The sequence below is a fragment of the Nocardiopsis sp. iso_40 genome (assembly GCF_056173285.1).
On the sequence record NZ_CM149666.1, the window covers coordinates 236,503 to 261,276 of the forward strand.

At 69.2% G+C, this 24,774-nt stretch carries 23 protein-coding genes; 13 read left to right on the top strand and 10 right to left on the bottom strand.

Going from position 1 to position 24,774, the window contains the following annotated elements:
• Positions 1–47 precede the first annotated feature (47 nt).
• From AC0VYD_RS01120 to AC0VYD_RS01140, 5 genes are read left to right on the top strand one after another with little or no spacing between them, the layout of a single operon-like run.
• Positions 48–929, top strand: a complete 882-nt coding sequence (locus AC0VYD_RS01120; RefSeq protein WP_475480147.1) for an ABC transporter ATP-binding protein — start codon at positions 48–50, stop codon at positions 927–929.
• Positions 926–1,780 carry an ABC transporter permease gene (locus AC0VYD_RS01125; protein ID WP_475478157.1) on the top strand — a complete coding sequence of 285 codons (855 nt, stop codon included), beginning with the start codon at positions 926–928 and terminating at the stop codon, positions 1,778–1,780. The genes AC0VYD_RS01120 and AC0VYD_RS01125 overlap by 4 nt, the downstream gene beginning before the upstream one ends.
• Positions 1,773–2,042, top strand: coding sequence for a helix-turn-helix transcriptional regulator (locus tag AC0VYD_RS01130; protein ID WP_452540334.1), 270 nt, complete (start codon positions 1,773–1,775; stop codon positions 2,040–2,042). The genes AC0VYD_RS01125 and AC0VYD_RS01130 overlap by 8 nt, the downstream gene beginning before the upstream one ends.
• 42 nt (positions 2,043–2,084) lie before the next feature.
• Entirely contained in the window at positions 2,085–2,645 is a 561-nt protein-coding gene (locus tag AC0VYD_RS01135; protein ID WP_475478158.1) for a hypothetical protein, read from the top strand.
• A 39-nt stretch (positions 2,646–2,684) separates the two neighbouring features.
• Positions 2,685–2,870 (top strand): type II toxin-antitoxin system Phd/YefM family antitoxin, encoded by a 186-nt coding sequence (locus tag AC0VYD_RS01140; RefSeq protein WP_475478159.1) that lies wholly within the window; start codon positions 2,685–2,687, stop codon positions 2,868–2,870.
• A gap of 4 nt (positions 2,871–2,874) precedes the next feature.
• Here AC0VYD_RS01140 and AC0VYD_RS01145 read toward each other — a convergent pair whose 3' ends face one another.
• Complete coding sequence (locus AC0VYD_RS01145) at positions 2,875–3,543, bottom strand: class II aldolase/adducin family protein (RefSeq protein WP_475478160.1); 669 nt, start codon at positions 3,541–3,543, stop codon at positions 2,875–2,877.
• Positions 3,544–3,855: 312 nt separating this feature from the next.
• Between AC0VYD_RS01145 and AC0VYD_RS01150 the strand changes: the two genes are divergently transcribed.
• The 5 genes from AC0VYD_RS01150 to AC0VYD_RS01170 all read left to right on the top strand — a co-directional run bounded on the left by AC0VYD_RS01150 (position 3,856) and on the right by AC0VYD_RS01170 (position 11,255).
• The gene (locus tag AC0VYD_RS01150) at positions 3,856–5,382 is read left to right on the top strand and encodes an aldehyde dehydrogenase family protein (RefSeq protein WP_475478161.1); all 1,527 of its coding nucleotides are present in this window, start codon (positions 3,856–3,858) and stop codon (positions 5,380–5,382) included.
• Between the two features lie 208 nt (positions 5,383–5,590).
• Entirely contained in the window at positions 5,591–7,159 is a 1,569-nt protein-coding gene (locus tag AC0VYD_RS01155) for a GMC family oxidoreductase (RefSeq protein ID WP_475478162.1), read from the top strand.
• A complete protein-coding gene (locus AC0VYD_RS01160) occupies positions 7,156–8,322 on the top strand; it encodes a quaternary amine ABC transporter ATP-binding protein (RefSeq protein ID WP_475478163.1) in 1,167 nt (388 codons plus the stop codon). The genes AC0VYD_RS01155 and AC0VYD_RS01160 overlap by 4 nt, the downstream gene beginning before the upstream one ends.
• Position 8,323: 1 nt before the next feature.
• Entirely contained in the window at positions 8,324–10,282 is a 1,959-nt protein-coding gene (locus tag AC0VYD_RS01165) for an ABC transporter permease (RefSeq protein WP_475478164.1), read from the top strand.
• 55 nt (positions 10,283–10,337) lie between these two features.
• Positions 10,338–11,255: a glycine betaine ABC transporter substrate-binding protein gene (locus tag AC0VYD_RS01170; RefSeq protein WP_475480148.1), complete on the top strand. Its 918-nt coding sequence runs from the start codon at positions 10,338–10,340 to the stop codon at positions 11,253–11,255.
• 329 nt (positions 11,256–11,584) lie between these two features.
• Here the strand turns inward: AC0VYD_RS01170 and AC0VYD_RS01175 are convergent, their stop codons facing one another.
• The 8 genes from AC0VYD_RS01175 to purS all read right to left on the bottom strand — a co-directional run bounded on the left by AC0VYD_RS01175 (position 11,585) and on the right by purS (position 19,875).
• Positions 11,585–11,833: a hypothetical protein gene (locus tag AC0VYD_RS01175; protein WP_475478165.1), complete on the bottom strand. Its 249-nt coding sequence runs from the start codon at positions 11,831–11,833 to the stop codon at positions 11,585–11,587.
• A gap of 108 nt (positions 11,834–11,941) precedes the next feature.
• A complete protein-coding gene (locus AC0VYD_RS01180) occupies positions 11,942–13,924 on the bottom strand; it encodes a hypothetical protein (RefSeq protein ID WP_475478166.1) in 1,983 nt (660 codons plus the stop codon).
• 324 nt (positions 13,925–14,248) lie between these two features.
• Positions 14,249–14,815 carry a hypothetical protein gene (locus AC0VYD_RS01185; RefSeq protein WP_475478167.1) on the bottom strand — a complete coding sequence of 189 codons (567 nt, stop codon included), beginning with the start codon at positions 14,813–14,815 and terminating at the stop codon, positions 14,249–14,251.
• A 246-nt stretch (positions 14,816–15,061) separates the two neighbouring features.
• On the bottom strand, positions 15,062–17,356 hold the full coding sequence (purL, locus tag AC0VYD_RS01190) for a phosphoribosylformylglycinamidine synthase subunit PurL (RefSeq protein WP_475478168.1): 2,295 nt from the start codon (positions 17,354–17,356) through the stop codon (positions 15,062–15,064).
• A gap of 80 nt (positions 17,357–17,436) precedes the next feature.
• Positions 17,437–17,970: a hypothetical protein gene (locus AC0VYD_RS01195; RefSeq protein WP_475478169.1), complete on the bottom strand. Its 534-nt coding sequence runs from the start codon at positions 17,968–17,970 to the stop codon at positions 17,437–17,439.
• Positions 17,971–18,011: 41 nt separating this feature from the next.
• Entirely contained in the window at positions 18,012–18,707 is a 696-nt protein-coding gene (gene purQ / locus AC0VYD_RS01200) for a phosphoribosylformylglycinamidine synthase subunit PurQ (protein WP_475478170.1), read from the bottom strand.
• Between the two features lie 258 nt (positions 18,708–18,965).
• Positions 18,966–19,445 (bottom strand): ATP-binding protein, encoded by a 480-nt coding sequence (locus AC0VYD_RS01205; RefSeq protein ID WP_475478171.1) that lies wholly within the window; start codon positions 19,443–19,445, stop codon positions 18,966–18,968.
• A 187-nt stretch (positions 19,446–19,632) separates the two neighbouring features.
• The gene (gene purS / locus AC0VYD_RS01210; RefSeq protein ID WP_014910038.1) at positions 19,633–19,875 is read right to left on the bottom strand and encodes a phosphoribosylformylglycinamidine synthase subunit PurS; all 243 of its coding nucleotides are present in this window, start codon (positions 19,873–19,875) and stop codon (positions 19,633–19,635) included.
• A gap of 276 nt (positions 19,876–20,151) precedes the next feature.
• Between purS and AC0VYD_RS01215 the strand changes: the two genes are divergently transcribed.
• Positions 20,152–20,787 carry a sigma-70 family RNA polymerase sigma factor gene (locus AC0VYD_RS01215; RefSeq protein WP_475478172.1) on the top strand — a complete coding sequence of 212 codons (636 nt, stop codon included), beginning with the start codon at positions 20,152–20,154 and terminating at the stop codon, positions 20,785–20,787.
• 292 nt (positions 20,788–21,079) lie between these two features.
• Here AC0VYD_RS01215 and AC0VYD_RS01220 read toward each other — a convergent pair whose 3' ends face one another.
• On the bottom strand, positions 21,080–22,138 hold the full coding sequence (locus AC0VYD_RS01220) for a lysostaphin resistance A-like protein (RefSeq protein WP_475478173.1): 1,059 nt from the start codon (positions 22,136–22,138) through the stop codon (positions 21,080–21,082).
• Between the two features lie 521 nt (positions 22,139–22,659).
• On the opposite strand from AC0VYD_RS01220, the gene pdhA reads away from it, so the two are divergent.
• Together pdhA and AC0VYD_RS01230 are read left to right on the top strand one after the other, a co-directional pair.
• Positions 22,660–23,775 carry a pyruvate dehydrogenase (acetyl-transferring) E1 component subunit alpha gene (gene pdhA / locus AC0VYD_RS01225; RefSeq protein WP_475478174.1) on the top strand — a complete coding sequence of 372 codons (1,116 nt, stop codon included), beginning with the start codon at positions 22,660–22,662 and terminating at the stop codon, positions 23,773–23,775.
• A gap of 3 nt (positions 23,776–23,778) precedes the next feature.
• On the top strand, positions 23,779–24,759 hold the full coding sequence (locus AC0VYD_RS01230; protein ID WP_475478175.1) for an alpha-ketoacid dehydrogenase subunit beta: 981 nt from the start codon (positions 23,779–23,781) through the stop codon (positions 24,757–24,759).
• The last annotated feature ends 15 nt before the right edge of the window (positions 24,760–24,774 follow it).

Below are 24,774 nucleotides of genomic sequence, written 5' to 3' on the forward strand. Positions count from 1 at the left end.
CCTCCGGTCACCCCACCGAGACCGTGCTGCGGGCCAGCGGCCTGCGGATGAACTACGGCAGCACCGAGGTCCTGAAGGGGGTCGACCTCACCGCGCGACGGGGCGAGGTGATCGCGCTCCTGGGCCCCAACGGGGCGGGCAAGACCACCACCATCGAGATCCTGGAGGGCTTCCGGCGCCGATCGGCCGGAGAGGTCGAGGTCCTCGGCTCCGACCCGGAGCACGGCGACAAGGAGTGGCGCTCCCGCCTCGGGGTGGTCCTGCAGTCCTGGCGTGACCACGCCGCCTGGCGGGCGCGGGACCTGCTCCACCACTTCGGCCGGTTCTACGCCCCCCACTCCCGGCCCGGCCGCGTCCGCCCGCACGACACCGACGAACTCCTCGCCCTGGTCGGCCTCACCGAACAGGCGGACCAGCGGGTCAAGACCCTCTCCGGGGGCCAGCGCCGCCGACTCGACGTGGCGATCGGCGTGGTCGGCCGTCCCGAGGTCCTCTTCCTGGACGAACCCACCGCCGGGTTCGACCCGAAGGCCCGCCGGGACTTCCACGACCTGGTGTTCCGTCTCGCCGACGAGGAGGACACCACGATCCTGCTCACCACCCACGACCTGGACGAGGCCGAGAAACTCGCCGACCGCATCCTCCTCCTCGCCGGGGGCACGATCGTCGCCGACGGCAGCGCCGACCAGCTGGCCCGCCTGGTCGCCCGGGACAGCGAGGTCGTCTGGACCGCTGACGGCGCGCGCCACGTCCACAGCACCGACAACCCGGCCAGGCACGTCGCTGAACTGTACGCCGTGCACGGGGACGGGATCACCGACCTGAAGGTCACCCGGCCGTCCCTGGAGGACGTGTACATGGCCATGGCCCAGCGGCACGAGAGCGGAGACGCCGAGAGCGCCGCCGCCGACTTCGGGGAGATCCGATGAACAGCACCCTCAACGCGCTCCGGGCAGGCCTCTCCCGGGGCTGGATCGAGTTCACACTGTCCTTCCGCAGCGCCCAGGAGCTGTTCGGCTACCTGTACATGCCGCTCCTGTTCCTGGGGATGGCCATCGCCTTCAACAGCACCGGGATGGCGGACGACGAGGGCCACCCGATCGGTGCGGTCGTCCTCAGCGGCGGCGCGGCCTTCTTCCTGGTGATGCTGGGCGTGACCACCGTCCTCCAGGTCCTGGCCAACGAACGGGAGGACGGCACGCTGCTGCGGGCCAAGGCCGTTCCGCGCGGGCTGCTGGGGTACACCGTCGGCAAGGCCGTGCACGTCGCGGCCATGTCGGTCACGGCCATGGCCCTCATGGTGGTGCCGGGACTGCTGTTCGTCGACGGTTTCGGCTTCGAGCGGTGGACCGACGCCCTGATCCTGCTCTGGGTGTGCGTGCTCGGCATGCTCGCGCTCGCACCCATCGGGGCGATCATCGGCTCTTTCATCACCAACCCGCGTATGGGGGTCACGCTGGCGGTGTTTCCCACCATCCTCATCGTCATGGCCTCCGGCCTCGTGTTCCCCTTCGAGTTCATGCCCGACTGGGTGCGGGCCGTCGGCCAGATCCTGCCGGTGTACTGGCTCGGGCTGGGGGTCCGCGCCGCGATGCTGCCGGATTCCTACGCCGCCCTCGAACTCGCGGGATCCTGGCAACTGCCGCAGGTGGCGGGGGTTCTGGCAGTCTGGGCGCTGGTCGGGCTCGTGGCTGCCCAGTGGGTCCTGCGCCGGATGGCACGGCGCGAGTCCGGGTCACGGGTCCAGGCAGCCCGAGAGGAAGCGATGAAGCGTGCCTAGCGAGAAGTCGAACGGCCGCCGTGCCAGGTCGGCGGCCACCACGGAGACGATCCACAACCGGATCGCGGTACTGCGGGCCGAACGAGGCGTCTCCCGCCGGGAGTTGGCCGAGGCCCTCGGGGTCCACTACCAGACCGTCGGCTACCTGGAGCGGGGCGAGTACAGCCCCAGCCTGCACCTGGCGCTGCGCATCGCGAAGTACTTCGAGGTGCCGGTCGAGGTCGTCTTCTCCACCGAACCCTTCCCCCGCATCGGCCAGTGACGGCCCTGTCCGGGACGCCCGACTCCGCGAAGGAGAACCGCCATGAAGAGAAGCCCCGAGGAGCGCGCGGAGGCCTACCTCCAGAAGCTGACCGCCCGGTTCGAGGACCCGAAGATCCGCGGGCTGTGGGCCGACCGGTCGGCCCGGCGTCGCAGGTTGTTCCTGGCCCTGATCCTGGCCTTGCTGGGCACCGCGGCCCTGACCTCGCTGGCGCTGTCCCAGAGCACTCTGGCGGTGCTCGGCTCCAGCCTCGCCCTGCTTGTCGTTCTGATTCCCCTGAGCACCACGTTCCAGGTGCTCGAAGCCGGATCACGGACCACGCACGGCTACGAGCTGGTGGTGGACGAGCGGCAGCGCGCCGAGATCGAGAGCGCCCGCTCCCTGGGCCACTCGATCACGTCGGCCCTGCTGATCCTGGCGGTGGCGATCGCCGGTGCCGCCCACGTGCTGAGCATCAGCCCCGCGGCCGACCACACCGTTCCGATCGGCGTCTTCCTCCCAGTGGCCTGGGTCGTGCTGGTGGTCCACCGCTCCTTCCCCGCCTGCTACCTCGCCTGGACCCAGCCCGACGAGCTCCCCGACGACGAGCCGGCCGGTCACTGAGACCGGCCACTGGCGCCCTCCTCCGGGATCATGGTGCCCATGCGTACGATCACCGAGAACGAGGCGGCGGGGAACTTCGCCGAACTGCTGGAAGAGGTCGGGAACGGGGGACGGGTGACCATCACCAGGAGAGGTGAGCCGGTCGCCGTGATGGAGCCAGTCTCCCCGCGGACGCTCGACGGTTTTCGTGCTGCTGGCGTGAGGACCGACCCGCCAGCCGACTGACGGGCTAGTAGGAGAAGGGGTCCGGCCCGGCCCAGCCGTAGGTGTCGCGCTGGCGGACCTGGTCCAGTTCGTCCTCGGAGATCACCCGGGGCTCGCCGAGCTGACGGGCGCGCAGGTAGGCCGTGCTGAGCCAGTCAAGCAGCCGGAGGTTCTCCAGGGCGTGCTCCAGGCTCCGGCCCAGGACGATCCCGCCGTGGTCGGCGAGCAGTGCGGCGTCCCGGCCCTTGAGGGCCTTGACCGCCTGGTCGGCGATGTCCCCGGTGCCGTAGAGGGTGTACGGGGTGACCGTGATCGCCCCGCCCAGGGCCGCCGCGCGGTGGTGGACCGGGGGGAGTTCGGCCAGCACGCTCGACACCGCCACCGTGTCGGCGGTGAAGGCGTTCACCACGGCGGTGGTCTCGCGCCCGTACTCGGCGGCCCGGCGGTGCACGGCCATGTGCAGGGTGGTCTCGGCGGCGGGGTCGCGCCTGCCCTCCAGCATCCGGTCGTCCAGGGACATGACCGGGCAGTCGTGCGGCTGGATCTGGTCCAGGGGGACACCGTGGGGGGTGACGACCACCAGGTCGCCGCTGCGGACGCTGACGGTTCCGGCCTCGCCGGGGGCGGAACCCGGGTGCTGGGCGATGGCGCGGGCCGTCAGGCAGACATCCCGGCGTTCCTGTTCAAGCAGCATGCGTTCCTCGGTGGGGTTCGCGGGCGGCGGTCCATGGGGTGCGTCTCGGAAGGTGCCGGACGAACCGGCTTAGGTACACCTAAATGTACGTCAAAGACTCGTTCCCGTATTCCCCAGGTGGGTGTGTCCTGCCGTCCGCGGGTCCGCCCGGAACGTAGGAGTGACGCAACGGCCCTGGTGATGTGGGCCACGGGGAAGGCGTCCCGAGGTGCGTCATTTTCCCTGATCAGTCAGGGTTGTGGGAGCGTTGTGGCGTATGTGTCCTATGAGACGAGGCAGTTTGTGACTAGCGATCTTGGGCAAAAGGGATCCGTGAATCAGCCCTACGTAACCCTGCCGTCCGTGCCGTACCTGTCCGAGCCGGGATCGGCCGAGGCCACCAGCCTGTACATCGACGGCCAATGGCGAGCGGCGAGCAACGGTCGGGTCCGGGAGATCCTGGACCCCGCCGACGCCTCCGTTCTGACCATCGTGAGCGAGGGCGGCAAGGCCGACGCCGAAGCCGCCATCGCCGCCGCACGACGTGCCTTCGACACCGGTGAGTGGCGCCGTACCGACGCCGGCGAGCGCGGTCAGATCCTCGGTCGGATCGCCGACCTGCTCCAGCGCGACCGCGAGGAGATCGCGGTCATGGAGTCGCTGGACACCGGCAAGACCATCGAGGAGGGCGGGATCGACGTCGACGACGTCACCAACGTCTTCCGCTACTACGCCGGTCTGGCCGACAAGGAGGCGGGCCGACTCGTGTCCGCGCCCGAGGGCGTGCACAGCAAGGTGGTCTACGAACCCGTCGGGGTCTGCGGCATGATCACGCCGTGGAACTACCCGCTGCTCCAGCTCGCCTGGAAGATGGCCCCGGCCATCGCCGCGGGCAACACCATGGTGATCAAGCCGAGCGAGGTCACCCCGGTGACCACCGCCAAACTGGTGGAGCTCTCCACCGAGGCGGGCATCCCCGCGGGCGTGGTCAACCTGGTCACGGGCAGTGGACCCGACGCCGGCGCGCCGCTGTCCGAACACCCCGACGTCGACCTGGTCTCCTTCACCGGCGGACTGGTCACCGGTCGGCGGATCATGGCGGCCGCCTCCGAGACGGTCAAGAAGACGGCCCTGGAACTGGGCGGCAAGAACCCGAACATCATCTTCCCCGACGTGGACCTGGACACGGCCGTGGACTACGCGCTCAACGCCGCGTTCTTCCACTCCGGCCAGGTGTGCTCGGCCGGTGCGCGGCTGATCGTGCACAACGACATCCACGACGCCTTCACCACCGAACTCGCCCGCCGGGCCGAGGCCATCCGTATCGGCCGCGGCCAGGACGAGGGCGTGCGCTGCGGCCCCCTGGTCTCGGCGGAGCACCGGGCCAAGGTCGAGAAGGCGGTGGCGCGCGGTGTCGAGGAGGGCGCCAGGATCATCGCGGGCGGCAAGCGCCCCGACGACGAGGCCCTGAAGGACGGCTACTTCTACCGCCCCACCGTGTTCGTGGACTGCGACCGGTCCATGGACATCGTGCAGGCCGAGGTGTTCGGCCCGGTCGTGACCGTCGAGCGCTTCGAGACCGAGGAGCAGGCGGTCGAGCTCGGCAACGACACCGACTACGGGCTCTCCGGCGGTGTCTGGACCAACGACACCGCACGCGGCGAGCGCGTGGCCGCGGCCCTGCGCCACGGCACCGTGTGGATCAACGACTACGGGCCCTACATCCCGGGCGCCGAGTGGGGCGGCTTCGGCCGCAGCGGAGTCGGTCGCGAACTCGGCCTGGCCGGTCTGGACGAGTACCGCGAGGCCAAGCACATCTACCGGAACCTGGCTCCGGAGCCGCAGCGCTGGTTCGGGTGACAGACCAGGCGGTCGCGGGCGGCGGGGCCGTCCGCGACCGCGGAGCCGTCCGGCGGCGCGGGTCCGTCCTCCGCGCCGCCGGGCGCTTCCCCCCGAAGGAACGCCCACAACCGAAGACATGACAAACGAATACACACAGAACACACAGGTCGATTTCCCCCCGAAATCCCCCCGAGCAAAACATAACGAGAGGATTCGGGCCGTTTCCATGAACGAAACCACCTACGACTACGTCATCGTGGGCGGAGGTACGGCGGGTTCGGTGATCGCCAACCGGCTCACCGAGGACCCCGACACCACCGTCTGCGTCATCGAGGGCGGTCCCGACGACCGGGACCTGGAGCACGTGCTCCGGCTCCGCGACTGGCTGAGCGTCCTCGACAGCGACCTGGACTACGGGTACACCACGACCGAGCAGCCCAACGGCAACTCGCACATCCTGCACTCGCGTGCCCGGGTGCTGGGCGGCTGCTCCTCGCACAACACGCTCATCAGCTTCCGGCCGTTCGCCGAGGACCTGGACGAATGGGTCGCGGCGGGCGCCGAGGGCTGGGACAACGCCACCGTGCAGTCCTACGCCGACCGGATCAAGTGCAACATCGTCCCGGTCGCCGAGAAGGACCGCAACGAGATGGTCAAGGACTGGGTGTCCGCGGCCTCCGAAGCGGCGGGCGTCCCGGTCATCGAGGACTTCAACGCGCTGACCTCGCACGGCGGCGGCTTCGCCGACGGCGCCGGCTTCCTGTCCATCGCCTACGACCCCTACACCGGATACCGCTCCTCCGCCTCGGTCGCCTACCTGCACCCCGTCATGGACGTGCGGAAGAACCTCACCGTGATGCTGGAGACCTGGGTCGGCCGGATCCTCTTCGAGGGTGAGCGCGCCACCGGCGTCAGCGCCACGACCTCCGGCGGCGGGCGGGTCACGGTCAACGCCCGCCGGGAGGTCATCCTCGCCGCGGGCGCCGTCGACAGCCCCCGCCTGCTGATGCTGTCCGGTGTCGGCAACGCGGAGGAACTGGGTTCGGTCGGTATCGAGAGCCGCCACGACCTTCCGGGCGTCGGCGAGAACCTCCAGGACCACCCCGAGTCGATCATCATGTGGGAGACCAACGAACGGGTCCCCGAGAACACCGTGATGAACTCCGACGCCGCCCTGTTCGTGCGGCGCGACAAGAGCGACCCGCGCCCGGACCTGATGTTCCACATCTACCAGATCCCCTTCGACGACAACACGAAGCGGCTGGGCTACGACTCCCCCGAGGACGGTTACGCGGTCTGCATGACCCCGAACATCCCCCGGTCCCGCGCGCGCGGCAAGCTCTACCTCACCAGCAGCGACCCCGCGGTCCAGCCGGCACTGGACTTCCGGTACTTCACCGACCCGGACGGCTACGACGAGAGGACCATCGTGGACGGGCTGAAGATCGCCCGCGAGGTCGCCGAGACCGAACCGTTCAGGTCCTGGCTCAAGCGCGAGGTCGCCCCCGGCCCGAAGGTCCGAACGGACGAGGAGCTGTCCGAGTACGGCCGCCGCGCCGCGCACACCGTCTACCACCCGGCGGGCACCTGCAGGATGGGCGCCGCCGACGACGACACCGCCGTGGTCGACCCCCGCCTGCGGGTGCGGGGCCTGAAGGGCCTGCGCGTGGCCGACGCCTCGGTCTTCCCGACCCTGCCCACGCCCAACCCCATGGTGATGGTCCTCGCCCTGGGCGAGCGCGCCGCGGACCTGATCCGTCAGGACCGCGCCGCCGACGATGAGGAGACCCGATGAGTACTCAGGCCACCGAGGCGGCCCCCTCCGCGGGCTCCTCCGACGTGACCTTCTCCGTCCGCAACCTGTGGAAGATCTTCGGCAGGAACGCCGACAAGGTCATCGGCACCGAACTGGAACGGGCCGACCGGGACCGCATCAAGGAGGAGACCGGCTGCACCGTGGCGGTGCGCGACGTCTCCTTCGACGTGCGTCCCGGGGAGATCTTCGTGGTCATGGGGCTTTCCGGCTCCGGAAAGTCCACACTGATCCGCTGCCTGACCCGCCTGATCGAGCCGACCGCGGGGTCGGTCCTGCTCGACGGGGAGGACATCGAGGCAGCCAGCGACCAGCGGCTGCGCGAGCTCCGCAGGCACAAGATGGCCATGGTCTTCCAGCACTTCGGGCTGCTGCCCAACCGGAAGATCATCGACAACGTCGCCTACGGGCTGGAGGTCCGCGGGATGCCGCGGGCCGAACGCTACGCCCGGGCGCGCGAGATGATCGACATGGTCGGCCTCTCCGGCAACGAGAACGCCCGCCCCGGCGAGCTGTCCGGCGGCATGCAGCAGCGAGTGGGCCTGGCCCGCGCCCTGGCCGTCGACCCGCAGGTGCTGCTGTTCGACGAACCGTTCAGCGCACTGGACCCGCTGATCCGCAGGGACATGCAGAACGAGGTCGCCCGGCTCCAGCGGGAACTGAACAAGACGGCGGTGTTCATCACCCACGACCTCCAGGAGGCGCTCAAACTGGGCGACCGCATCGCCATCATGCGCGACGGCGAACTCGTCCAGGTCGGCACCCCGGAGGAGGTCGTGGGACGGCCCGCCAACGCCTACGTCGCCGACTTCACCTCCGACGTCGCCCGCACCACCGTGCTCACCGCGCGCTGGCTGGTCCGCGACGCCTACCCCGACGAGCGCACCGACGGCCCGGTCACCGAACCGGGCACCGTCCTCGCCGAGGTCCTGCCGATGCTCGCCGCGAGCACCGCCCCGGTCCGGGTCGTGGAGGGTGACACCCTCCTCGGCTACGTCGGCCGTGACGACGTGCTGCGCGCCATCGCCGAGGACCAGCTGGAGGGGGCCGACCAGGTCGCCGCCATCGAGGAGGAGACGGTGGACGAGATCTCCGACGAGGCCACCGACCACGGCGGCCCGGCACCGACGGGGGGCGGAGGGTGACATGGCCACAGTGACCGAATCCGCCGGTGCCACGAGCACCGGCACAGGGTCCTCCAAGGGTTCCGGGGGGTTGCTGCGCAGCACGTGGGTCCAGGCCCTGGCCGTGGTCGCCGTGCTGGTCGCGGGCTACTGGCTGACCCGCTGGGCCGGCGGCCCGTCCTGGGCGGGAAGCTTCCCGACCGGGATCGGCGAGTCCTTCATGGCGTGGCTCGACGGCATCTACGCCTGGATCGTCGCGAACCGCAACGAGAGCCCGCTGTTCCTCTACTTCTTCAACTACATCTCGGTGGGGCTGGGATCGGCCGTCGTGCTGATCAACCAGTTCCTGACCTTCCTCACCTGGGCCGGGGTGACCGTCCTGGGCGTGCTCGCCGCGTGGCGGATCGCCGGATGGCGGGTCGCCCTGGTGGTGCTCGCCACCTTCGCGGTGTTCGCGCTCACCGGGCTGTGGAACGAGTCGATGACGACGCTGTCGCTCATCATCACCGCGGTCTTCATCGCCCTGCTGTTCGGCGTCCCGCTCGGTATCCTCGCCGGTCGCAGCGAAGGGTTCTACCGGGGCGTCCGCCCGGTGCTGGACTTCATGCAGATCATGCCGGCCTTCGCCTACCTGCTGCCGTTCGTGCTGCTGTTCGGCATCGGCAACCCGGCGGCGGCCGTGGTCACGGCGGTCTACGCGCTTCCGCCGGTCGTGCGGATCACCGCGCTGGGCATCCGCGAGGTCAACAAGGGCGCCGTCGAGGCGACGACCTCGCTCGGTTCGACGCCGTGGCAGATCCTCACCAAGGTCCAGCTGCCGATGGCCAAGCGCACCATCCTGCTGGGCGTCAACCAGACCATCATGCTCGCGGTCTCCATGGTCGTGATCGCGTCGGTGATCGGTGCGGGCGGTCTGGGTGACGCGATCTTCCAGGCGCTGACCAAGATCAACGTCGGACAGGCCTTCCAGGCCGGCCTGGCGATCGTCATGCTGGCGATCGCGCTGGACCGGGTCACCGGTGCGGTCGGCCACGGTGCGCACACCCCCGACATCCCGGAGAAGTACCGGATGCCGCTGCTGGGCGGCGGGCTGGCCCTGGTCATCCTGGTGGTGGCGCTCGCCCGGCTCGCGGACCTGGGCGGCTGGCCGCGTGATTGGTCGGTCGATCTCGACAAGCCGGTCAACGCCCTCAACGACAGCGTCGAGGCGGCGATCGGCCCGGCCTCCGCCGCACTCGGAACGTGGACGCAGACCTGGGTGCTGGGTCCGCTGAACGGCCTGTTCACCGGTTCGCCCTGGTGGCTGGTGGTGCTGGTGGCCGCCGCGCTCGGCATGGTCTTCGCCGGGTGGCGGGCCGCGCTGGTCTCCGGGATCTCCTTCCTGGCGATCGGTCTGCTGGGCGTGTGGGACAACGCCATGGACACCCTGTCCCAGGTGTTGGTGGCCACGGTGGTCACCATCGCGCTGGGCGTGCTCGTCGGCGTGCTGATGTCGCGCAGCGACGTGTTCGCCGCGATCCTGCGGCCGGTCCTGGACTTCATGCAGACGCTGCCGCCGTTCGTCTACCTGATCCCGGCGGTGGCACTGCTCGGCCTCGGCCCCGTCCCCGCACTGGCGGCCGCGGTCATCTTCGCCCTGCCGGCGGTGATCAGGCTGGTCAACGACGGCATCCGCGGTGTCCCGAAGGGCACCCTGGAGGCCGCCCTGTCCCAGGGGTCCACCAGGTGGCAGCTGCTCACCAAGGTGGAACTCCCGATGGCGCGCGGTTCCCTGCTGCTGGCGGTCAACCAGGGCATCATCCTGGTGCTGTCCATGGTCGTCATGGGTGCGCTGGTCGGCGCCGGCGCGCTGGGCAACGACGTCGTGCTCGGCCTGGCGCAGAACGAGCTGGGCCTGGGCATCGCATCGGGTCTGGCCATCGTGTTCCTGGGGCTGTTCCTGGACCGTGTGACGCAGGGAAGGAGGGCACCCCGTGCCTAGGCTGCTGAGAAGGCGAAACCTGACCCGGTTGTTCGCCGTGGGACTGGCACTGGTGATGGTGAGCTCCTGCGCGGTGCGCACCGACCAGATCGCCCGGGACCCCAACACGGTCCGGATGGCCGTCAACAACTGGGTGGGGTTCGAGGCCAGCGCCGAGGTGCTGGCGTACATCCTGCGCGAGGAGATGGACTACGAGGTCCAGTTGGTCCGGGTGGACGAACAGCCCTCCTGGCAGGCCCTGGACCAGGGCGTGCTGGACGTGATCCCGGAGAACTGGGGCCACGAGGACCTGTTCGAGCTGTACGGACCCGAGGGCAACGGCACCGTCGTGGACGGCGGCCCCAACGGCAACGAGGGTGTGATCGGCTGGTACGTCCCCGCCTACCTGGCGGAGGAGTATCCGGAGATCACCACCCTGGAGGGGCTGAAGGAGAACACCGACCTGTTCCGGACGGCCCAGACCGGGGACAGCGGTGAGTTCCTCGCCGGTGCGCCCGGGTTCGTCAGCCAGGACCAGGGGATGATCAACGCCTTCGACCTGGACCTGGAGATCGTCTACGCGGGCTCGGAGGCCTCGCAGATCACCGAGGTGCGGCGGCGCTACGCCGAGGAGGAGCCGGTGCTCTTCTACTTCTACGATCCGCAGTGGTTCCAGGAGGAGGTCGACCTGGTCAAGGTCGACTTCCCCGACTACTACGAGGGCTGTGACGCCGACCCGGAGTACGTGGACTGCGACTACCCGGTCTATGAGCTGAACAAGATCTTCCGGGCCGGGTTCGTGGAGAACAACGACCACGCCTACCGTTTCCTCGACAACTGGCAGTGGACCAACTCGGACCAGAACGCCGTCGCGCAGATGATCGCCGACGAGCAGCTGCCCCCCTCGGAGGCGGCCGAGATCTGGGTGAACGAGAACCGCGACGTCTGGGAGGAGTGGCTCCCGGAGGGCTACGAGGACCGCCAGAAGGGGTGATGCTCCTCCGGGACTGATCCCGTAGGAGACAGGACCCGTCCGGGGTCCGTCGGGGGCGGGGGCCGCGGGGCTCCCGCCCCTGCTTTCGTGGGGCGGCCGGGGCGAGGCCCCTTCGTGTGCCCCACCCGCACCCCCGGGGCGGAGTTCCGCGCACCCGGCGGGGCGCGGTGAACCCCGGGCCGGGGGCAGGAACCGGCCCGGGGCTGATCGACCACCCAGATCCAGACGGATGATCACCGTGCGTCACTCTAGCCCTGTTCGGTGCCGTGCACCCGGGCTTTGTGATGATCGGTGACCGGGGCGCGGTCCGGGCCGTGCCCCGTGCGCTCTCAGCGGCCGGGACGCTCCGCGTGGAGTCGGCGGTTCACCCAGTACACGTTCACGCAGGACGCCACGAACCCGAGCCCCAGGACGACGGCCAGCCAGGTCTCGTCGGTCCAGAGCACGGCGGCCACGGTGCCCGACAGGAGCACCAGCGCCCCGAAGAGGGCCAGGACCAGCCGGAACCCGAGCGCGCTCGCAGGCCGGTCGTGGCTCCCGAGTGCCCCCTTCAACCTGCCTCGTCTGGCACGTTCCATGTCCGCACACCTCCCTGACCCCACTCCTACCCCGGCCCGCCGCGTCCTACGGGTCGCGGGGGACGACGAAGGGGGCGGGTTCCCGCTTCTGGCCCGCGTCCGACCGGTTCAGAGATCCATGTCCTTGCCCTCCTCCTGTTCGTGAGTCTCCTGACGCCCCTTCTTCCTGCCGATGAGGCCCTTGCCACTGCCCTTGCTGGCGGCGGCTCTCAGACGGGACACTGTGTCCGGGTTGCTTTGTTTCGCGGCTGCCCTTACCACTGAGCGCACCCCCTTCTCCTCCCAGCTCTCCATCTTCAGGGTCCTGGTCACGGTACGGGGGTCGGGTTCCCGCTTCTGGCCCGCATCAGGGTTGTGGATCATGAAGTCGGTGTGGTGGAAGTGAACGGAGATCGGGCGTTCGAGCTTGGCGGTGTTCATGGGACCGCTGGACTCGAAGACGCCCGGGGAGAGCGGTCTGCCCAGCTTGGGTTCCCACTTGTCGATGAAGGCGAACAGGTGCGGGAGGGCGCTCTTCCCCACCTTCTTGTCGAGGTACCCGTGTCCCATCATGAGGTCGCCTTGGTGCCGGTCGGGGTTGTCCTCGGCGAAGCGCTTGGCTGCCGCTTTGACGAGCTGGTCGCTGCAGATGTTGAGGTCCAGATCGCTGGGCTCGGGTTTTCCATGCTCCTCGGGCAAACCCATCTTGAACTTGCTGTCGAAAGGCCAGCGCAGGGGGATGTTCTGGGAGCTCTCCTCCCACGAACGCATGCCCGCTTGGGCTTCCGGATAATCGGCCATTTCGGCTGATCTCGGCATCTCCTTGTGCGGTCCGGAGAAGAAGTCCGCCGCGCTTCCCTTGAGGCGGATATCGAGCCCCGACGGGTTCGACCCGTCACGTATGCACGCCTCCGCCAGCTCCTTACGGAACTGCTGAAAGATCTCGGGCGTCATCCCCAGCGGGGCCTCGTTGGTGATCAGCCACCTGATCTGGATCGGCTTGATGCCGAGGCGGTCCAGATCCTCTCCGGTGGGTGCGTAACCGGAGTCATCGCGCGGCCACCACGCCGGGAGATCCGTCTCTCCGGCGAGGACACGTCTGATCTGTTCGTCGATCGGGTTCGCGGGGTCGAGCTCGGCATCGACCCTGAGCGGTCGCCAGGTCGATTCCGTGCCCTCGGGCACGGACAGGAGTGGCCGTTCCGGCTCACGTCCTGTGCCGTGTGCCGTCCCGTCCAATCGGGGGGTGCCCAGCCCGAAGCCGACCGACGCGGCCTGTCGGGCACCGTGCTCCCACGCTCTGGAGTGGAACACGCCGTCCAAGGTGACCGGAGGGTCGCTCGCGCGTGCGACCCAGGTCTTCTGATCGAGGGAGCCCATGCCCGTGGTGGGGAGGGAAACGATGTCCTCGGCGTTCAGACGGCCGATGAGAACCGTGCCGTAGCCGCGGTGCTGCTGTACCCAGTCGACAGCCGTCTGACGATCCGCGAACCAGCACTGCAGGGGGCGGTCGGGGACCTCGATGTCCGTGCCGGTCTCCAGGTCGGACCAGGCGGGACGTGCTCCACCGTCCGGCCATGCCATGGGACGGTAGCCGACGAGCTGGGAGATGCCGCGTTCCCGGAGTTTCTCCTGGGTCAGTTCGTGCTGGGTACTCAGGAAGTCCCGGAAGGCTTCCCTGTTGTAGAGGAGCTCCAGGTCTACTTTGTTGCGTGCGTCCGGACTCATGTTCCATTCGAGCGCGTCAGGGAGACCGAACTCCTCCCGAGCGACCTCCTGGAGAGCGAGTGAGCGGACGTTCCGGTTGGAACCGTGCGACCAGGAGCCCATCACCGCGCGTACTGCAACCTCCCGTATCAGGGTTTCTGCTTCGGGGCTGTCCATCCGGGGGGCGTTCCGTGAGTGGTGCCGGGGGTCGGCCGGATCGAGCTCGCTGACATGCAGGACCTCGGCGCCCAATGACGGGTCCTCAACATCGTCGGGTACCAGGACGTAGCCGGGGTCGCCCAGCCGGTTGTCCATGTTGGTGCCGATCTTCTCGCCGAACGCCGACATGACGATCTCGGACGTCGTGGAGGCCATGCGTTTGGCCAGTTCCCGAGCGGCTGTCACTTTGGCTTCCTTGGCGGAGCTGACTCTGCCGTGGTCATCGATCAGTGCCTCGGCGGTGCGTTGGCGGTCGATTCGTTCCTGTGACCCTGGGGCAGGGGACGGGGTGCGGTTCAACCCTGACAGGTGGGGGGTGTCGGGTTCCGTGGACAACGGTGACTCCGTACCAGTCGTGTGCGCGGCCTGGCGCCTTGCACTGCCGTAGCTACTTCTTGCTCTTCAAAGGTTCCGGGCTCGAAAGAGGGGCCGGGCGTGCCGTGGGCCGGGGTACGCACCTGAGTGTTTTCTGAGGCCTGAACCTGCCTTGGTGATCAGCGCTCCTGGAGTTCAGTGCCCCTGGAGGAAGTCTTCTGCCTGGCCGCGCAGTTCCCTGGGTGCGACGGCCCAGATGGGTGCGCGCATGAATTCGAGGAGTTTGACCTTCTTGACCTCTCGGGGCGCGTCCCGGCTCAGTCCCAGGTATTTCCACATGTTGTCGAGAGTTTTGAAGGGCATGTCCCATGTGAAGGCTTCGCCGGTCTCCATGGTTCCGTAGGGATGTGGCATGACGAAGACCTCGTCGGCGGTGGCGGCGGGCACGACATCAATGATCCTGAGCCCGAGCTGCTCGACGACGCCTCGGAAGAGCAGGCGGTGTTCGTCGACCGTCTCGTCCGAGGGGAGTTCTCCCCGCTTGTCGTAGAACAGGGCCAGGACCCAGCCGTCCTCGCTGACTTTTCCGAGGTCGATGATCAGCTTGTTTCCGATGCCGTTGTCGAAGGCACGGTGCGCGATGCTCCCCGAGGCTCCGGGCCCCTCCGTTCGAGGAGTTTCCTCCAACTGAAGCGTTCGGAGAAGCCATTGGTACTGGTCGTCGGTCAGCTCACCGGTGGTGAGCATCCGAAGTACGGACATGACCCTCATGGTGGCGGCTACCTTTCTGGGTTCTCATCTGTCCGGAACAGGGGTGGAAGGAGGCGTAGCCATGCTTTCACTCCCGTATTCCCTTGTATAGCTGCATTTTGAGCCCTCCTCGGTCGGACCGGGTTCACGGCCGCGGCCCGCCTTCTCGTCGGAACCAGGACGGGAACGACACTGCTCAGGACACACGAAAGGGGACGCCCCCGGTGGGAGCGTCCCCTCGTCACACTGGTGTCAGGCCTACACGCCGTCCATCAGGGCGGGCAGGGCCGCCTCGTAGGCGGTGCGCAGCTCGTCCAGACCGATCTCCACCGAACCGCCCGGGTGGGTCACCGACAGGCTCTCGCCGCCGACGGAGCCGATCCGGGCGACGGGCACACCGTGCTGGGCGGCCAGCGCCGTGAACGCCTCCTCCTCGCCGGGGCCGACCGCGACCAGCGCGCGGGCACCGGACTCGCTGAACAGCGCCGTGAACGCGTCGCCGTCCACCTCCACCCGCAGCCCCCTGCGGCCGCGCAGCGCGGACTCGGCCAGGGCGACGGCCAGTCCGCCGTCGGACAGGTCGTGGGCGGCGACGGCCAGACCCTGTTCGGCGGAGGCGGCCAGCACCTCGCCGAGCGCGGCCTCGGCGGCCAGATCCACCTGCGGCGGGAGTCCGCCCAGGTGGCCGTGGACCACGTCGGCCCAGGCGGAGCCGCCGAACTCGGCGCGGGTCTCGCCCAGCAGGAACACCCGGGCGCCCTCGGTGTCGAAGCCGGAGCGCAGGCGCTTGTTCACGTCGTCGATCACGCCGAGCACACCGATGACCGGGGTCGGGTTGATCGCCACGTCGCCGGTCTGGTTGTAGAAGCTGACGTTGCCGCCGGTCACCGGAGTGCCGAGCTGCTGGCAGGCGTCGGCCAGGCCGCGGGTGGTCTCCGCGAACTGCCACATCACCCCGGGGTCCTCCGGCGAGCCGAAGTTGAGGCAGTTGGTGACCGCCAGCGGACGGGCACCGGTCGCGGAGACGTTCCGGAAGGCCTCGGCGTAGGCCAGCTGGGTGCCCGTGTACGGGTCCAGCCGGGTGAAGCGGCCGTTGCCGTCGGTGGCCAGGGCCACGCCGCGGTCGGAGTCGTCGGAGATCCGGATCATCCCGGAGTCGTGCGGGGCGGACACGACGGTGTCACCGCGCACGTAGCTGTCGTACTGCCGGGTGACCCAGCTCGGGTCGCCCACGCCGGGGGCGCCCAGCACCTTCAGGAGCTGTTCACGCAGCTCGGCGTCGCCCTCGGGCCGGGCCAGCCTCGCGGCGTCGTCGGCCTGGAGGGTGTCCTGGGAGGCCGGTCGGGCGTAGGGGCGCTCGTAGACCGGCCCCTCGTCGGAGGCGGTCCGCGGCGGCATGTCCACCACGGTCTCGCCGTGCCAGGTCATCACCAGGCGGCCGCCGCGCTCGGCCTCCTCGGGGGTCACCTCGGTGACCTCGCCGATCTCGGCGGCGAGGATGCCCCACTTGTCGCAGACCGAGAGGAAGGCGTCCATCTTGGCGGGCTCGACGATCGCCATCATGCGCTCCTGCGACTCACTCATGAGGATCTCCTCGGGGGTGAGCCGGTGGTCGCGCAGCGGGACCCGGTCCAGCTGGATGTTCATGCCGCCGGTGCCGCCCGCGGCCAGTTCGGTGGTCGCGCAGGAGACACCGGCCGCCCCGAGGTCCTGGATGCCGACCACCATGTCCTCGGCGTACAGCTCCAGACTGCACTCGATGAGCAGCTTCTCCATGAACGGGTCGCCGACCTGGACGCTGGGCCGCTTGGACTCCGATTCCTCGTCGAAGGAGGCGCTGGCCAGGACGGAGGCGCCGCCGATGCCGTCGGGTCCGGTGGTGGAACCGAACAGGACCACCTTGTTCCCCGGGCCGGGCGCCTGGGCGAGCTTGATGTCCTCGTGCTTGAGCACACCCACGCACAGGGCGTTGACCAGCGGGTTGCCGAGGTAGCTCTGGTCGAAACCGATCTCGCCGCCGATGTTGGGCAGGCCGAGGCAGTTGCCGTAGAAGGAGATGCCGGAGGTCACGCCGGGCAGCACGCGCTTGGTGTCGTCGGCGTCGGCGGGGCCGAAGCGCAGCGCGTCCATCACGGCCACGGGGCGGGCGCCCATGGTGAGGATGTCGCGGACGATGCCGCCCACACCGGTGGCCGCACCCTGGTGCGGCTCGACGAAGGAGGGGCTGTTGTGCGACTCGATCTTGAAGGTGACCGCGCGCCCGTCGCCGACGTCCACGACGCCCGCGTTCTCACCCATGCCCACGAGCAGGGCGTCGTTCTCGGGGGCCTTCTCGCCGAACTGGCGCAGGTGCACCTTTGAGGACTTGTAGGAGCAGTGCTCGCTCCACATGACCGAGTAGATGGCCAGCTCGGCCGCGGTCGGACGGCGGCCCAGGATCTCGCGGACCCGCTCGTACTCGTCCCTGGCCATACCCAGTTCGGCGTACGGCTGCGGTGTGTCCGGGCTGTCGGTCGCCTGGGCGACGGTGTCGAGACCGGGTACTTCAGACATGCGGTGGTTCCGTTCGGGTGTCGCGGAGTTGCGCGGAGGTGGAGGCCGAGCCCTGGCTGTGTCCGTCGCCCGGCACCGGGTCAGTAGGCGGGCATGCCCGCGTTGCCGAGCATCAGCACCGGCAGGGCGTCGGCGGCCGGGGCCGAGGAGTCGGCCACCAGGGTCGTGCCGTCGGTGAGGACGGAGTCCGTGAGCGCGATGTCGTCCGCGGATTCCGCGTCCGGTGGGAGCTCCTGCTCCCAGCCGTCGGCCAACAGGTGCTCGTACACCGACCGGATGACCTCTTCGGTCTCGGTGTCGAGCTCCTCGCCGTCCTCACCGGCGACCAGGATCAGCCGGAAGCAGTGCCCCTGGGCGCAGTGCGCCTCGTCCTGGTCGACGTAGGACAGACCCGGAGGGGGGCTGCCCAGCGCGCCGACGTCCGGCGGGGGGTCGGGCTGTTCGCCCTGCTGCCCCTGTCCGGGCTGTTCCTGCTGGCCCTGGCCGCCGGGACCGGCGACAGGGGGAGCGTTGAAGGACTGGAAGAGGCCGATGGCCCCGGAGACCACAAGGCCGACCACGACCAGCCCCACGAGTACGTACAGCGTTCTCCGGGAGCGCAGCAGCGCCATCATCGCGAGGATCGTCCCCCTGTCGGGTGAGTCGGGCCGGGGTGTCAGGCGTGCGCCGGGGCGCCGACCTTCAGATGGCTGAGGACCGAGGTGAAGAAGCCCAGACCCTCCGTGGAGGGGCCGGTCAGGGCTTCGACCGCGTGCTCCGGGTGCGGCATCAGACCGACGACGTTGCCGTGCTCGTTGGTGATCCCGGCGATGTCGCGGCGCGATCCGTTGGGGTTGCCGCCGACGTAGCGGGCGATGACCCTGCCCTCGGCCTCCAGGCGGTCCAGGGTCTCCTCGTCGGCGACGTAGCTGCCCTCGCCGCTCTTGAGGACGACCAGGACCTCCTGGCCCCCGGTGTAGTCGTTGGTCCACGCGGTCCGGGTGTTCTCCATCCGCAGGACCTGGTCGCGGTTGACGAACCGCAGCGAGGAGTTGCGGGTGAGGGCACCGGGAAGCAGGTGGCTCTCGCACAGGATCTGGAAGCCGTTGCAGATGCCCAGGACCGGCAGGTCGCCCGAACGCGCGGCCGGGACCAGCTCGGACATCAGCGGGGCGAACCGGGCGATGGCGCCGCAGCGGAGGTAGTCCCCGTAGGAGAAGCCGCCGGGCAGGACCACGGCGTCGACCCCCTTGAGGTCCGCGTCCGCGTGCCAGAGCGCGACGGGTTCGGCGCCCGCCAGGGAGACCGCGCGAGCGGCGTCCTTGTCGTCAAGGGAGCCTGGGAAGGTGACGACGCCCACACGGGCTGTCATGAGCACACTCCGAGTTTGTTGTTCGACGGGGAGAAGTCGGTGCCTGACCCCGTCACGGGGACGGCGCATCCGCTACTTCCGCAGCGTACCCGCTCACCTGTGCTCGGATACGACGGTCACCCCCTCGGGAGGGGTCCGGCCTGTGTGATCCTCCCAGACGGGGCCCTGTGGAAGGGGGTTCGGGTGTGCGACCCGACAGGTCGCGTGGCGTGCGTCACTGGGCGAGCGGAAGCCGAAGGGCTGGTGGGGACCGGAGGGCTACAGGAGTGCGAACCGTGCCGACGGGTGCTCGCGGTCGAGGTCGTCCTCGCTGGCGGGACCGCAGGAGGTGACGCGTTTGCGCAGGATGACGGTGGTGTGGGGTTCGCCTCTGAAGTCGACCTCGTCCATGAGGTACCGCATGAGCAGGATGCCCCTGCCCGATTCCGAATCCAGACCGGGCAGGGGCGCGTGCTCCGAGGTGAAGCGGCGGACGAGTGCCGCGGTGTCCGGAGCTCTGCCGGTGTGGGATATCCGCAGTTCGCACCAGCCGGTGGCGAGCTGGGCCTCGACCGAGTAGTCGGTGGCGGGTCCCCCGTGTTCGACCGCGTTGGCGCAGGCCTCGGAGACGGCCAGCAGGATGTCGTCGACACAGCCCCGGAAGATCCCCGACCTGCCGAGGAGGACGCCGAGTACGTCGCGTGCGACGGAGACCGTGTACGCCTGTCTGGGGAGGGAGATCGAGAAAACGGTGCCCATCCGTGTACCTCTCGTGCTCCTGTCGGTTACCAGCTCGGCACGTTAGGAAGCCTTCCCGAGGCTGCTCCGGGTAAAACGAACAGCCGCGCCCCCGGGGGGACGCGGCTGAACATCTTGGACACTTCCGACATTTGGTGTGTCGGAGCGGGGCGGTCCGGGTACCGCCGGAGCCAGGGGCGGTCCGGTCCTAGGCCGGGCGGACCTCGAAGTCCTCGATGACGGTGTTGGCGAGCAGGGTCTCGGCCAGGCGGCGGACGTCGGCGAGCTTGGCCTCGTCCACCTCGCCCTCGACCTCGACCTCGAAGCGCTTGCCCTGGCGGACCTGTTCGACCCCTTCGAAGCCGAGGCGGGAGCAGGCGCCGGCGATGGCCTGGCCCTGGGGGTCCAGGATCTCGGGTTTGAGCATGACGTCAACCACGACGCGGGCCACGGGTCCTCCACAGGAAAAACGGGTATGCCACTGCTCCGCCGGTCGAAGGGCACCTCGTCGGGACGCGCCTGGCGGGCGACGCCAGCGTATGACACCCGGGGACGCGTCCGTGTCCCGGCCAGGGGACACGCAGGGGTTTTACTGCATCCTTACCGGGACTGGAGATGGAATCGATGCGGTCGTGACCCGGATCACGGCAATTGATGTCATCATTGGGAGCGTGATGCTGCGTCTAACAGTGTGGAAGTGATCGTTCGGTCGTCCCGAGGGGGAATCTTGACGACTCTCGAAAAGGATCAGACCTCCACGACCGGTGCCACCCGCGACGAGGAACAGACACTGGACTTCGCCACCGCGGTGACACCGTTCGCAGACCAGCTCTATCCGACGGCCCTGCGGATGACCCGCAACCCGGCCGACGCCGAAGACCTCGTTCAGGAGACGTTCGCGAAGGCCTTCGCCAATTTCCACCAGTTCAGGGCCGGCACCAACCTACGGGCCTGGCTTTACCGGATCCTGACCAACACTTTTATCAACAGTTACCGGAAGAAGCAGCGGGAACCGCGTCAGGAGACCACTGACGAGATCAAGGACTGGCAGCTGGCCGCCGCGGAGGCGCACACCTCGTCCGGGATGCGCTCCGCCGAGACCGAGGTCCTGGACCACCTGCCCGACTCCGACATCAAGCAGGCCCTGGCCCGACTGCCCGAGGAGTTCCAGGAGGTCATCTACCTCGTGGACATCGAGGGCTACGCCTACAAGGAGGTCGCCTCCCGGATGGGGACGCCTCTGGGGACGGTCATGTCCCGACTGCACAGGGCGCGCCGCCAGCTCCGCGAGATGCTCGCCGACTACGGGCGCGAGCGCGGTATGCGCGTTCCCGAGCAGCAGGCCCGGGCCGCGTCCGCATAACCGGACACGGTCGGCGGTGGGCGAACGGACGAGAGCCTCCGGACCAGGGGTTCGGAAGGCGTCCGAGAAGGCTCCGGCGAACGGTTTCACACCGCCCGGAGCGAGCGGGGCGAAATCCGCCCGAAGAAGCGGTGGGAAAAGCGTCACCGGCCTCCGGCGGCCCTGACGGGGTCGGTGTGGACATACGCGGTGGCTCCGCTTCGGGCGACTCATGGATTTCTCACGGAAAACGCACCGACAGTGACTCCTGGTGGATGTCGGTGCCTTTGCCGTGCCCGAAAACGGAATCGGTTCAGACCGTTCCCGGACCCGTTCGCGCAACCGGTTCCGCACCTGGGCCCGGCTCCGGCATCGGAGTCCGGGGCGGCCCCGTACGCCGGGTCCGGAACCACACCACGGCCGCGATCACGATGAGCAGCGCGCAGGGCGCCAGCATGACCGGTGAACCGGCCCCCATCGAACGGTCCATCCCCTCGGCGAGGTCGGTGTGCGTGACGACCACGAGCAGGAAGGCGACCGTGTTGTTCACCGCGTGGACGACCACCGCCAGCTCCAGGCCGCCGGTCCGCCACGAGACGAGCGCCAGGGTGGCGCCGAAGACGAAGTAGTAGACGTTCAGCCAGGGGTCGAACGCCGCGTGCGCCACCATGAACAGCAGGCTCGACACCACGACGCCCAGGACGAGGGCCGTCCGCGGTCCCCGCCCCCAGCTCGCGGCGACCCGGAAGGCCAGCCCGCGGAAGCCGTACTCCTCACCGGCCGACTGCAGCGGCGTCAGCAGTATGAGGACGGCGAACATCAGCACGAGGTCGGTGTACGGCCAGTCCGTCTGCTCGTAGGGCATGAGGAAGGTGAAGGCGCTCATGTAGACCGTCCAGACCGGCAGGATGACCAGGAGCGCCCGGCCGAACACCTCCATGCGGAAGAGCGACAGGACCGAGTGCAGGGAGGCGCCCCTCACGCCGTACAGCCATCGCTGGATAAGCATGCTCCACGGCAGGAGCAGGGCGATCCCGAGCAGGCCCGCCGCCTGGTTGACCGGGGTGATCTCGAACTCGCCCTCGAACATGTCGCCCCTGCCGAGCGCGGCGTCGATCAGGAAGCCGAGGATCGTGAACCCGAAGGAGAAGACGAGCATCCCGCCCATGAGCAGCGCCAGAGCGGCGATGCCCCGCCAGATCCGGCGCTTGTCCGTGCTGAGGACCTCGTGGTACTCCCGGCCGGGAGGCACCGGACGCGGGCCGCGGCGCCCGCGCCGCGCAACACCCGCCCCGGGCGGCGGGGGAGGACCGGGAGGAGCCGTCGGTGGGGTCTGCGCGGATGCCGGAGGTCGCTGCTCTTCGTGGTTCATGCCCAGAACCTAACTTCGGTGCGGGCGGGCCCGGCAGTCCTTCGAATCACCGCTTTCCCCTGCGTTCCGCACGGGTCGACCGATGACAGATGTCATCCGGAGGCTGACCTTCCCGCCAGCCGGACCGTGCCGTTCGGCAAACGGGTTCCGTCATGGACGCGGAGGCCCGCCAGCCCCGGGCTGTGTCCCGCAGTATCGGCCCTCCTGCACGCCTGCCGCGGCCGGACCGGGGGTGTCCCGGACAGGGCTCTATCCACCCGTTGCGGACACGTTGCCACAAAGTAGTTGGAAGGCCTTGTACATGCTAGGAAGCCCTGGTATCTAGCCTGGTCACGCGTCCGGGAGTATGGGTCGCGCAGCGTAAAAGGTGTCGTCGGGGGCTTGCGCTCTCCATGGTGAGTTCTGTCACGATGTGGGGAGGGCTGTCCGCGCCCGCCCGACACCCTGGGTGCGCGTGGACCGTTAAACGGTCGATCAGCGTTCACCCACGCGAAGTCGGCCCCGAGAACCCGAGGAGCGACGTGTCGGAAACCGCCGCGCACGAGGAACCGGAGCTCATCCAGCTCCTGACACCCGAAGGGGAGCTCACACAGCACCCCGACTACCCCCTGGACATCAACGCGGAGGAGATCCGCGCTCTCTACCGGGACCTGGTCCTGGTCCGCCGGGTCGACAGTGAGGCCGTCTCGCTGCAGCGCCAGGGCGAGCTGGGCCTGTGGGCCTCGCTCCTGGGCCAGGAAGCGGCGCAGATCGGCTCCGCCCGCGCGCTCCGCGAAGACGACATGGCCTTCCCCTCCTACCGCGAGCACGGCGTCGCCTGGTGCCGCGGCATCGAACCCAAGGAACTGCTCGGCATGTTCCGCGGGGTCACCAACGGGGGCTGGGACCCGCACGAACACGGCTTCCACCTCTACACGATCGTCATCGGCAGCCAGGCGCTGCACGCCACCGGCTACGCCATGGGCATCCAGCGCGACGGCGCCGTCGGCGAGGACGGCACCGCCGTCATCTCCTACTTCGGCGACGGGGCCACCAGCCAGGGCGACACCAACGAGGCGTTCAACTTCGCCTCGGTGAACAACGCCCCCGTGGTCTTCTTCTGCCAGAACAACCAGTGGGCGATCTCCGAGTCGCTGGACCGCCAGACCCGCGTACCGATCTACCGGCGCGCCGCCGGGTTCGGCTTCCCCGGCGTGCGCGTGGACGGCAACGACGTCCTCGCCTGCCTCGCGGTCACCCGCGCCGCCCTCGACAACGCGCGGACCGGCAACGGCCCCACGCTGGTGGAGGCGTTCACCTACCGGATGGGCGCCCACACCACCAACGACGACCCCACGCGCTACCGTGACGCGGGCGAGCTCGACGAGTGGAAGGCCAAGGACCCGATCCTGCGCGTCCGCCGCTACCTGGAGCAGAACGGCCTCGCCGACGAGGCCTTCTTCACGCGGATCGACGAGGAGGCCGACAGGGTCGGCGAGCAGGTCCGCACCCAGTGCCGGTCCATGCCCGACCCCGAGCCGCTGGAGATCTTCCACGAGGTCTACGCCGACCCCAACGTCCACATCGACCAGCAGCGGTCCGAGTTCGCCGACTACCTGGCCTCCTTCGAGAGCGCCGGCGCGGAAGGGGGCCGCTAGGCCATGGGAACCAACCTCACTATCGGCAAGGCCATCAACGCGGGCCTGCGCGCCGCCATGGAACACGACCCCAAGGTCCTGATGATGGGCGAGGACGTCGGCAAGCTCGGCGGCGTCTTCCGGGTCACCGACGGCCTGTACAAGGACTTCGGCGCGGACCGGGTCATCGACACCCCCCTCGCGGAGTCCGGCATCGTCGGCACCGCCATCGGCATGGCCATGCGCGGCTACCGGCCCGTGGTGGAGATCCAGTTCGACGGGTTCTTCTTCCCCGCCGCCAACCAGACCTTCACCCAGCTCGCCAAGATGCGCCGCCGTTCGGCGGGCAAGCTCGCCATGCCGGTCGTCATGCGCATCCCCTACGGCGGCGGCATCGGCGCGGTGGAGCACCACAGCGAGTCCCCCGAGGCCTACTTCCAGCACACCGCCGGGCTGCGCGTGGTCACCGTGGCCAACCCGGAGGACGCCTACTGGATGATCCAGCAGGCCGTCCGCTCCGACGACCCGGTCATCTTCCTGGAGCCCAAGCGGCGCTACTACGAGAAGGCCGAGGTCGACACCGGGGCCTCCCTCGCCGAGGTCACCCCGATGGGCGCGGCCCGGATCGCGCGGCCCGGAACCGACTGCACGCTGCTGGCCTACGGTCCGATGGTCAAGACCGCCCTCCAGGCGGCCGAGGCCGACACCGACCACTCCATCGAGGTCATCGACGTGCGCTCGCTCTCGCCGGTCGACTACCCCACCATCACCGAGTCGGTGAGGCGCACCGGCCGCCTCGTCGTGGCGCACGAGGCCACCCTCACCGGCGGCCCCGGCGCGGAGATCGCGGCCCGGGTCACCGAGGAGTGCTTCTACCACCTGGAGTCGCCGGTCATCCGCGTGGCCGCGTTCGACACCCCGTACCCGCAGTCCAGGCTGGAGGAGCACTACCTGCCGGACCTGGACCGCGTCCTGGACGGGGTCGACCGGGCGTTCGCGTACTAGATCGGGGAACCGCAA